Here is a 534-nt window from a genome sequence, read left to right as displayed (position 1 = left end):
AGACAAGCCCGTCAGGGCGCGTCAGCGGGTGTTGGCGGGTGTCGGGGCTGGCTTAACTATGCGGCATCAGAGCAGATTGTACTGAGAGTGCACCATATGCGGTGTGAAATACCGCACAGATGCGTAAGGAGAAAATACCGCATCAGGCGCCATTCGCCATTCAGGCTGCGCTACTGTTGGGTAGGGCGATCGGTGCGGGCCTCTTCGCTATTACGCCAGCTGGCGAAAGGGGGATGTGCTGCAAGGCGATTAAGTTGGGTAACGCCAGGGTTTTCCCAGTCACGACGTTGTAAAACGACGGCCAGTGCCAAGCTTGCATGCCTGCAGGTCGACTCTAGAGGATCCCCGGGTACCGAGCTCGAATTCATTATTTGTAGAGCTCATCCATGCCATGTGTAATCCCAGCAGCAGTTACAAACTCAAGAAGGACCATGTGGTCACGCTTTTCGTTGGGATCTTTCGAAAGGGCAGATTGTGTCGACAGGTATTGGTTGTCTGGTAAAAGGACAGGGCCATCGCCAATTGGAGTATTTT

The 534-nt window shown here is 53.9% G+C and carries 1 pseudogene; it reads right to left on the bottom strand.

The features are described from left to right. Positions 1-173: 173 nt before the first annotated feature. A pseudogene (locus AC1MIR_RS27755) lies at positions 174-368 on the bottom strand (hypothetical protein); the annotation flags it as partial. Positions 369-534: the final 166 nt, after the last annotated feature.

Source organism: Falsiroseomonas sp. RANM36 (assembly GCF_056682175.1).
This window is presented reverse-complemented; position numbering and strand designations above follow the sequence as displayed.